Consider the following 9,176-nt stretch of genomic DNA (forward strand, 5'->3'; position numbering starts at 1 on the left):
ATCTGGGACTGAGCGCGATGAGCATCAGCATGTCCTTCACCACCGCTGCCGTACCAGCCATCGGCCCCCCGCTGTGGCTGCTCGCCGAGCTGACCTACCGCTGCCCACTGCACTGCGTGTTCTGCTACAACCCGGTCGACTTCGCGCGCTAGAAAACGGAGCTCAGCGCCGCCGACTGGCTGCGCGAGGGCCGCGAGTTGGGCGCCGTACAGCTTGGCCTATCCGGTGGCGAGTTGCTGGTGCGCGATGACCTGGAGATGATCGTCGCCGGAGCACGCCGGCTCGGCTGTTACACCAATCTGATGACCTCCGGCGTCGGTCTGAGCGCCGCGCGCGCCGCGGCGTTGAAGGCCGCCGGCCTCGAATATGTCCAGCTGTCGATCCTGGTCTGGCAGGCCCCCTCCTGATCGCCCGCTGAGCCAGCACTTGCGCGGCTTTGGGTTGTCGCGGGACATTCACCCGATGGGTGAAGCAAAACGCAAGGCGCTGGCGGCGCGCCAAGGCTCCGCCCCGCGTACACACACTTTGCCGGCAACGCCGAGGGCATCCGCAGGGGCTTCGCGGGCAGCAGCCTGGAGACCATCAAGTACCTAGAGGACTCAGGCATGGTCGTGACGGTGGGGCCGCAGCTCAGCGCGCGGGCAGAACAACAAACGCACATCCGTTACGGGCATTTTGCAGCGGCGTTGCCCACGCGTCGCGTGGTGCTGGCGTGGCACCGCACTTTTCCGCTCTACGAGGCCATCGCAGCGCTGCGCAATTGCATTTACGCCTGCACGCTGCCGGGTGTGACGCGCCTGACCTCTCAAGCCTTTGGGGGTGCTGCCCTAGGGTCTTCCCGCACTATCGGCGTCATAGGCGGCGCACCTATCGCTGTCTTAAAGGCCTTTGAGTTGACCCGCAGCAGCGCGATTCTTAAACTAATTTTCGTTCAATCCCGAACCTGCCCGGAGTTAAAGATGACCCAGCTTGCCGCTCTCGACACCCCCGACAACGATACCCGCAGCGCCAGCGCCGCAGGCTGCCCCTTTTCGGGCGGCAGCAGTGAGCGCCTTGTGGCCGGTCCCGGCACGCGCAACACCGATTGGTGGCCGAATGCGTTGAACCTGAACATGCTGCACCAGCAAGGCGGCACGCCTTCGCCGCTGAACCCGAGCTTCAATTACGCCGAGGCCTTCAAGACGCTGGACCTCGACGCCGCGGTGGCGGACCTGCGCGCCCTGATGACTGATTCACAAGAGTGGTGGCCGGCCGACTGGGGCCACTACGGCGGCCTCTTCGTGCGTATGACCTGGCACGCCGCAGGCACCTATCGTATCCATGACGGCCGCGGCGGCGCCGGCAGCGGCTCGCAGCGTTTCGCACCTTTGAACAGCTGGCCCGATAACGGCAACCTCGATAAGGCGCGCCGCCTGCTGTGGCCCATTAAGCAGAAGTACGGGCAGAAGCTCAGCTGGGCCGACCTGTTGGTGCTGGCCGGTAACGAGGCCATGGAAACCATGGGCTTTAAGACCTTCGGTTTTGCTGGTGGCCGCCCCGACATCTGGGAACCGGAACAAGACATCAACTGGGGCGTCGAGAAGGCGTGGCTGGCCACCAGCGACAAGCCCGGCAGCCGCTACAGCGGCGAACGCAACCTGGCCAACCCGCTGGGCGCGGTGCAGATGGGCCTGATCTACGTCAACCCGCAAGGCCCGGATGGCAACCCCGACCCCGTGGCCTCGGCCCACGACGTGCGCGAGACCTTCGCCCGCATGGCGATGAACGACGACGAAACGGTGGCGCTGGTGGCGGGCGGCCACACCTTCGGCAAGGCGCACGGCGCCGGCCTGGAAAGCAATGTCGGCACCGAGCCCGAGGGCGAGGCGGTTGAAGAACAAGGCTTCGGCTGGATCAACAAACTCGGCAGCGGCAAGGGCGAGCACACCATCACCAGCGGCATTGAAGGCGCGTGGAAACCCAACCCGACAACGTGGGATATGGGCTACTTCGACATGCTGTTCGGCTACGAGTGGGAGCTGAGCAAGAGTCCGGCCGGCGCGCACCAGTGGCACCCGAAGAACACCAAGCCCGAGCACATGATTCCCGATGCCCATGTGCCCGGCCTGAAGCACCGGCCGATGATGACCACGGCAGACCTGGCGCTGCGCATGGACCCGGCCTACGAGAAGATCTCGCGCCGGTACCACGCCAACCCGGCCGAGTTCGCCGACGCCTTCGCCCGCGCCTGGTACAAGCTGACGCACCGCGACATGGGCCCGCGCGCCCGCTACCTGGGCAAGCTGGTGCCGGCCGAAGTGATGATCTGGCAAGACCCAGTGCCCGCGGTCGACCACGCCCTTGTGAACGAGCGTGACGTGGCTGCGCTGAAGGCCAAAGTGCTGGCCTCGGGCCTGAGCACCGCGCAATTGGTCGGCACCGCCTGGGCCTCGGCCAGCACCTTCCGCGGCAGCGACAAGCGCGGCGGCAGCAACGGCGCCCGTATCCGCCTGGCACCGCAGAAAGATTGGGAGGTGAACCAGCCCACCGAACTGGCCAAGGTGCTGAAGACGCTGGAAGACCTCCAGGCCGAGTTCAACAACTCCCAGACCGACGGCAAGAAGATTTCGTTGGCCGACCTCATCGTGCTGGCCGGCGACGCTGCGGTGGAAGCCGCTGCGAAAGCCGGTGGCGTGGCCTTGAGCCTGCCCTTCATTCCCGGCCGCACCGACGCGACGCAGGACCAGACCGACATCGAGTCCTTCGCCGCGCTGGAGCCAGTGGCCGACGGGTTCCGCAACTACGCGCGCCCCGGGCTGGAAGCCGCGGCCGCCGAGTTGCTGGTGGACAAGGCGCAGCTGCTGACCTTGAACGCGCCGGAAATGACGGTGCTGGTGGGCGGCCTGCGGGTGCTGGACGCCAACGTCGGCCAGGCAGCGCATGGTGTGTTCACCACGCGCCCTGGCACGCTGAGCAACGACTTCTTCGTGAACCTGCTCGACATGAACACGAAGTGGACGAAGTCTTCGGGCCATGCGCTGGAAGGCCGCGACCGCAAGACCGGTGCTGTGAAGGCCACGGGCACGGTGGTCGATCTGGTCTTCGGCTCAAACTCGCAGCTGCGTTCGCTGGCGGAGGTTTATGCCTCCAGCGACGCGCAGGACAAGTTCGTCGCCGACTTCGGCGCCGCCTGGACCAAGGTGATGAACCTGGGCCGCTACGACCTGGCTTGAGCGCCAGGGCCGGCCCCGGCCCCGCCGTAACCCCCGCGCTTCGCTGGAGCGCGGGGGTCGTTTCAATTCTCAAAAGAAGGCGATGGCGAAGGCAGACACGGGCAAGAAGACGCCGGCGGTGGCTGCACGGCCCGGCAGACCACAGCATTGCTTTCAAGAGCGGAATCAGCGCCAAGGACCGTGCCGCAATTGCAGCGGCCTGAGGTAGCTGCTGGCCGCCCCCTCCACGCTCTACCTGACCACTCAAAACTTCCACTGGAACGTGACGGGGCGGATGTTCAACACTCTCCACACCATGTTCATGGCGCAGTGCACAAAGCTCGGGCCGCGGTGGACTCCAACCCAGAGCGCCTCCGCAGCCAGGGCCATCTCGCACCCGGCAGACACGCGCAGTTCGCCAGCCTGAGCTCGGTGCCCGACACGCCCACCACGCCGCCCAAGGCGCAAGCGAGATGAAGTTGCTGGTCGACGGTCACGAAGCCTTGGCGCGCATCGCGCGAGGCATCTTTCCGCTGGCCGAGAAGGCCAGCGACGAGCCCACCGCCGACCTGCTGACTCAAGCCCTGCGCTGCGCCTCAATCACTCTCAGTACCGCCCGCCGATAAGTGCCTTCAAGCACGGGGCCTCCAAACGGGGCCCTGTGTGCGTGTCCAACAAGCGGCTTCGGGGTAGCAAGATCTGGACGGCGAGTGTCCGTTCAGGGTCGCGAAGAGCCGGTCGCCTCGGCGTGTAGGAAACGTTAGGCACCTCGTGCGCCCATCCCTGTTGAGTGGCCGCTGCTGAAGGTGTAGCGGTCGGCCGCCTCGCAGGATGACGAACGGCAGGTTCCGCCGCCGGCTGTCATTGGGCTGCAAAATCTGGCCGGCTGCAGTCAGTCTTGACCTGCCCCTCAGGATCTCAAGACCCGTTTCGCAGCGATCTCGGCCATTAGGCGCGTGGCGTCGTGCGACCGGTCCTGCGCCGGTCCCGGTCGTCAAGGTTCCGGCCGGCGGAGGTACTAACCGGCTGGTTTGACGGAAAGGCGGCCGTACGATACCGCTGGCCGCGCTGACGACGTCCGAGGGACCGCTGCAGCGTTCTGCGACCGTTTCAGATCGACCCGTTGCTGTCAGTTATTCACACCACGCAGAACGGGTAGCTAGCTGAACTCAAGCTTTCGGGACAGCCGACGCCGGCCAGGGCGTCTCCGGCAGCTCCGTCAGCCGCTTGGCCATGGCCGCGGCACGCTCTTTAGCCTCTCCATCTAGCTCCTCCAGCCGGTCCAGAGAATCATCGGCAGGCGGCAGTTTGCCAATCCGCCGCAGGGACCTGGACAGCCTGGCCGCCTTGAGGCCAAGCTTGAGATACAGCTCCCGTCGCATCTCCAAGGTGCTTTCGGCGTCGGTCCAGGCATGGTTCCAGTGCTGGGTGATACGGCTTTCGGCAAGCGCCTGCTCGCCGGGAAGATTCAGGACGTCGTAGACCAACCGGATGTCGATCGACTTCCAGTCGACCGGAAGATCATGAGGAGCGAAGCTCGGGTCGCGCACCGTCGCCATCTCGGAAGTTTCGTCATCAGGCTCGGGGCCGAAATCCTGAGCTACGGCGGCGCAACCCGTCGCGAAACGGTCCAGTTCGCAGACGACCCGCACGCACAAGTAGGCCGCGTGGTTGCTCTTCTCGCTGTGCCGGGTGATGGCGTCAATCGCCCATTTGCCTAACAAAGCGATGGCAGCGCCGACGACCGCGTAGAGAAATCCGATCAGCTTGTCGTCCATGTCCATCATGGCGTTTGGATGGAGTCCGGACCTGCGACCGGCAGGACAGTCGGGACGACCGGATGGCTTGCCAGAACGGGCGCGATCACGACGTGCGCCGCGGCTTTGGCTGCAGGCGCTGCCGCCGCACCTACTTCCACGAATCCTTTGGCGATCAACGCCGGCCGAAGCTCTTTCAGGGCGTTGTGAGGTACAGCTATCCAGAGCAGGTCCCGGGCTCGCGTCGCCGCGACGTACCCAATGCGGCCCAACTCTGTCGTGACGCCGCCCAGCATTTCCTTCACGTGCTCCTTGGTAGTCACATACAGGACGGCGTCCAGGCTTTCTCCCTTGGCCTTATGCACAGTGTCGATCCGCAGTGCCGTTGCATCGTCATCAGCCAAGTCCTTGGCGCTGATCAGCGGCGTGCTCGGCAACGCCTTCTTAGAAATCTTGTTGCCGAGGTTGGCGACTTGCGTGAAGCCGAAGTCGTTTTCGAGGTCGGTCAGCAGCACTTTGATACGCGCCAGCAGCTGGGCATGCCACTCCTTGTCGCCCACCAGTGACGACGACGGCAGGCCGGTTGCAGGGTTGCGGGTGAAGGCCCAGATCGCCTTGCGCAGTTTCCAGTCATCGGGCTTGTTGGACGGTTGCGTGATCTGGCTCACCAGGCCGTGAGGTGCGTTGTCCAGCAGTGCGACCACCGCGACGGCTACGCGTTGGAACGCCCTGAGGAAGTCTTTGCGGCGATCACGCAGCACCGCGGCGGCGGCGAACAGCTTGACCAGGCCTTGACCAACCGGTGCCTCGTCGCCACGAAGTGTCCCAGCCAACTTTTTGGCTCGGCACAAGATGGCGGAACGCTTGATGTCCGCGCCGGCGGCTGACATGGCACCCTGGAATGAGGAGATGAGCTGGGGGTGCTGGTCTCCCTTATAGCCGGTGAAGAAGGCACCGTGTGGCGTGCCAGGCGCGGGCCGTTCGGCGACGTCGACGCGGCCGCACAGGCCATTGGCCAAGTCCACGATACAGGGGGCCGAACGGAAGTTCTTCTTCAGCGAGTGCTGCTGAACACCGGCGCGCTGGTGGTATTCGATGAGGAACCTTCCGTCAGCGCCCGCGAACTCATAGATGCCCTGATTGGGGTCGCCGATCAACGTTACGCGAGAGCCGGCACCTATCAGCAGTTCCAGAATGGCCTGATGGACCGACCCGATGTCTTGGGCCTCGTCGATCACGATGTGCGGATAGCGACGTGCAAGTGCGGCGAGAAGTTTCGGTTGCTCCTTCAGCGCCCGGTAGGCCCAGTAGCGCCCGAGGTCGTGGGTGTAGGCGCCCGTGCGGCCCAGCTTTGCGATGAGGTTGCGCGCGATGGAGGTGTCGACCAGGTCAGGCTGTTCGTTGAACACGTAGAAGAAGACCTCCTTGCCGTTGACAAACGCCAGCTTCAGCTCCTTGATCGACTGAGGAAACGATGACGTCGAGAACTTGAAGCCTTCCAGGAACGTTTCATCGCCCGTCACAAGGAAGGCCGCCCGCGGCGACTGCATGGTCCGATGGCAATGGGGCCGGATCATGTGCGTGGTGATGAATCCGTCGAGCGTGTCGATGTCCACCCGCGATCGGCCGGCGTTGGACGGCAGGCTGCCGGCCAGATCGTCATAGGCCCTGCGGAAGGTGTCGACCGCTACGTTGGAAAAAGAGAGCAGCGCCACGCGGCCGCGCGCCTCACCGAGATTCCGCCGCATCTGCACAACGCGGTGTACGGCGGTCTTGGTCTTGCCACTACCAGCGCAAGCGATGACGCAAAGCGGCACCATCGGCGCGTCGACGACGCCTTGCTGCTCAGGGGTGAGGCCGCTCATGAATCCGACGTCGCTGCTGCTTTGCAGACGTGCTTGATGGCGTCCTGTATGTAGGCCGGCACATTGAAGGAGACCATCTCGTCTGAAATGACCTGCGCCAGCGACTGAGCAAAGCTGCCTTTCTGGACGTTCTTTGACTTGCGTTCGAACATGCCGCAGAACAGCGCCTTGGCCTTGGCAGCGTCACCGACCTCCGCGGCGACGGTGGTTCCGAGTGACTTGGCGATCCGAGGCCGCAGCTCCTTCAGCGCTTTCAGCATGGCGGCGCGGTTGTCAGGATCCAGGGCCAGGTCGTACTCGAAAGTCTTGAGGCCATAGAACACTTTGACGTGGCTATCCTCGCGAGCCTTCATCTTCGCGGCGTTCGCCGAGACGGTGATGGTGTCTCCCGGCGCGGGATATAGCGGCTCGGCATCCTCGTCTTCGTTGTCTTCGTCCTCAGTCGCTGCCGAAGCTACTGTAGGTGCCGGTGCTACTGCCGGTGCCGCTACTGTCGGTGCCGCAACTGGTGCGGCCACCGCCGGTGCTGAAGGCGTAGCAACTGCGCCCACTGGGACAGGCTTGGGCGCCACTGGGTCGGCATCTGTGAGGACCGCCACCGGGATCTTCAGCGCCTTGTCGCCGAAGAGAGGCAAGAACGAATCGAAGTTCAGCCCCTCGACACTGATCAGGCTCACGCCATGCTGGCGCAGGTTGAAGCCCATGCGCTCGGCGAGCGCGTCTACCATCATGAGCTCGGCCGCGCCTTCGACAAAGATGACCCGACGAGCAAAGAAGAGCTCAGCGCGTGTGACATCGAGGTAGCGCTCTAGCTTCTCGCGTTTCCCTTTGTCGAAGGTAATGCTGCGGGGAAGGAAGGTCTCGACCGCAGCGCCCGTATCGACGAGGCACACCAGGCTATCCAGGTCGGCAATGCTTGCGAAGTTGGGAGAGTGGCTGGTGACAAACAGCTGGACCGGCTTCTCGCCGTCGATGGCCTGGATGGACTGCAGGTACTGCAGCAGCACGGCTTGAAGCTGCGGGTGCAGATGTGCCTCCGGCTCCTCGACGATCAGTCCGCGGTAGCAGGAGTCCGGGTTCTTGGTCAGCTCGCTGAGCACGACCGCCATGTAGATCAGGTTGTTGAATCCCAGCCCGTTCTGCTCGATCTCGAAGGCGTCCACGACCAACGACAGCCGGGACTTCAAGCTCTTGAAGTCGCTAGCGCTCAGGCCGACTTCCAGCAACTGCGCGAGCTGCGTGCCCAGCATGGACTGATGCCGGGTGTCGATGGCCTTCTGTGTATTGACGATGGGCAGGTGCTTCTTCAGCTCTTTATCGAGATCTTGCAGCGCTTTGTCGATGCCTTTGACACCGTCTTCCTCGGCCAAGAGTTGCAGCAGCCGTGCAAGCTGGCTGGTGCGGCCCGGCTTGAGGCCTTGCGACGCGTCGCGCAGCGGCGGCAGGTAGACGCCCCTGAGGTTCTCCATCATGTCCGTCGTCAGGCCGACGTCCTCATGCTCACCGCACCACCGCTTGGCGCGCAGGCGGCCGCCCTTGTCGGGGTCCGAGTAGCGGATCTTGATGTGCGCTTCGAGTTTCCCTGCCGCGTCAGGCACGAGGGCGGCCAGGAAGTCCGCTTCATCGTCTTCGTCCAGCCCGCTGAACACGTACTCGAAGACGATGTCGCCAGATGGGACACCGCCTTTGGGTCGATGCACATCCTCTTCGCCGAGGCGCGGGTAAGGCTCGTCGTGCCCAGCCAGCAGCGCGCGCAAGGCGTCGACCACCGCCGTCTTGCCGACGTTGTTGCCGCCGACTAGGACATTCAGGCCGGCCTGAAATGACAGCTCCGCATGCCCGAGCTTGCGGAAGTTCTTGATGACCAGTTTGGCCAGGTGCATTGTTGGTTTCTCCCTGCCTGAAGGATCTCTTCCTTGCAGTGCATCTCGTCCCGAAAGTGGCCCGTGGCCACCAAGCTCAGCGACCTTTGGCGGATGCCGGTGCTCCTCCGTACATCGAATGTTAGCTGACCGGCGCGCCGGTTCCGCATGTATGAGATATGCGGCGAAGGTCCCGTGCTGAGGCCGCCGGCGTGGGTATCAACCGCGATATGGCGTTCTCCAAATCGACCAGTACGAATGCGAATGCCGGGTCCAACGGCCGGTTCCGGAGGCTGCCGGCCAATCCCTTCTAGGCCACTCGACTGTTTCCCGCAAAAGCGGTCACTGGAGGCTGCATCGTCGAATGACCGAGTTCAGTCTGAGGACTAAACCGCTCTCGCGGTAGTCTCCGAGCAGGGATGGTTGGTTGACGGCGATGGTGCACGCGCCGATGTTGTGAGCCGAGGCAATTGGCCTCGATCACGACAGGAGCACCATCAT

The 9,176-nt window shown here is 64.0% G+C and carries 4 protein-coding genes and 2 pseudogenes; 3 read left to right on the forward strand and 3 right to left on the reverse strand.

Annotated elements, in window-relative coordinates; translation table 11 throughout:
- Nucleotides 1-29: 29 nt before the first annotated feature.
- The 3 genes and pseudogenes from Q0C59_RS03565 to Q0C59_RS03575 all read left to right on the forward strand — a co-directional run.
- Nucleotides 30-380 (forward strand): annotated as a pseudogene (locus Q0C59_RS03565) (radical SAM protein); the annotation flags it as partial.
- A 579-nt stretch (nucleotides 381-959) separates the two neighbouring features.
- The gene (gene katG, locus Q0C59_RS03570; protein WP_291211801.1) at nucleotides 960-3,212 is read left to right on the forward strand and encodes a catalase/peroxidase HPI; all 2,253 of its coding nucleotides are present in this window, start codon (nucleotides 960-962) and stop codon (nucleotides 3,210-3,212) included.
- A gap of 122 nt (nucleotides 3,213-3,334) precedes the next feature.
- Nucleotides 3,335-3,817, forward strand: a pseudogene (locus Q0C59_RS03575) (Dps family protein).
- Between the two features lie 543 nt (nucleotides 3,818-4,360).
- Here Q0C59_RS03575 and Q0C59_RS03580 read toward each other — a convergent pair.
- The 3 genes from Q0C59_RS03580 to Q0C59_RS03590 are packed head-to-tail and all read right to left on the reverse strand — an operon-like array spanning nucleotide 4,361 to nucleotide 8,696.
- Nucleotides 4,361-4,978: a hypothetical protein gene (locus Q0C59_RS03580; RefSeq protein WP_291211804.1), complete on the reverse strand. Its 618-nt coding sequence runs from the start codon at nucleotides 4,976-4,978 to the stop codon at nucleotides 4,361-4,363.
- The gene (locus Q0C59_RS03585) at nucleotides 4,975-6,813 is read right to left on the reverse strand and encodes a DEAD/DEAH box helicase (protein WP_291211807.1); all 1,839 of its coding nucleotides are present in this window, start codon (nucleotides 6,811-6,813) and stop codon (nucleotides 4,975-4,977) included. Before Q0C59_RS03585 ends, Q0C59_RS03580 begins: the two co-directional genes overlap by 4 nt.
- On the reverse strand, nucleotides 6,810-8,696 hold the full coding sequence (locus Q0C59_RS03590; protein WP_291211810.1) for an ATP-dependent endonuclease: 1,887 nt from the start codon (nucleotides 8,694-8,696) through the stop codon (nucleotides 6,810-6,812). The genes Q0C59_RS03585 and Q0C59_RS03590 overlap by 4 nt, the downstream gene beginning before the upstream one ends.
- Nucleotides 8,697-9,176: the final 480 nt, after the last annotated feature.

It is taken from the genome of Hydrogenophaga sp., from assembly GCF_022844385.1.
In the GTDB taxonomy this organism is placed as follows: Bacteria; Pseudomonadota; Gammaproteobacteria; order Burkholderiales; family Burkholderiaceae_C; genus Hydrogenophaga.

Excerpts from the sequence above, each read along its gene's own strand:
- Q0C59_RS03580 (WP_291211804.1), bottom strand. The coding sequence starts at position 4,978 with ATGATGGACATGGACGACAAGCTGATCGGATTTCTCTACGCGGTCGTC.
- Q0C59_RS03590 (WP_291211810.1), bottom strand. The coding sequence starts at position 8,696 with ATGCACCTGGCCAAACTGGTCATCAAGAACTTCCGCAAGCTCGGGCAT.
- katG (WP_291211801.1), top strand. The coding sequence starts at position 960 with ATGACCCAGCTTGCCGCTCTCGACACCCCCGACAACGATACCCGCAGC.
- Q0C59_RS03585 (WP_291211807.1), bottom strand. The coding sequence starts at position 6,813 with ATGAGCGGCCTCACCCCTGAGCAGCAAGGCGTCGTCGACGCGCCGATG.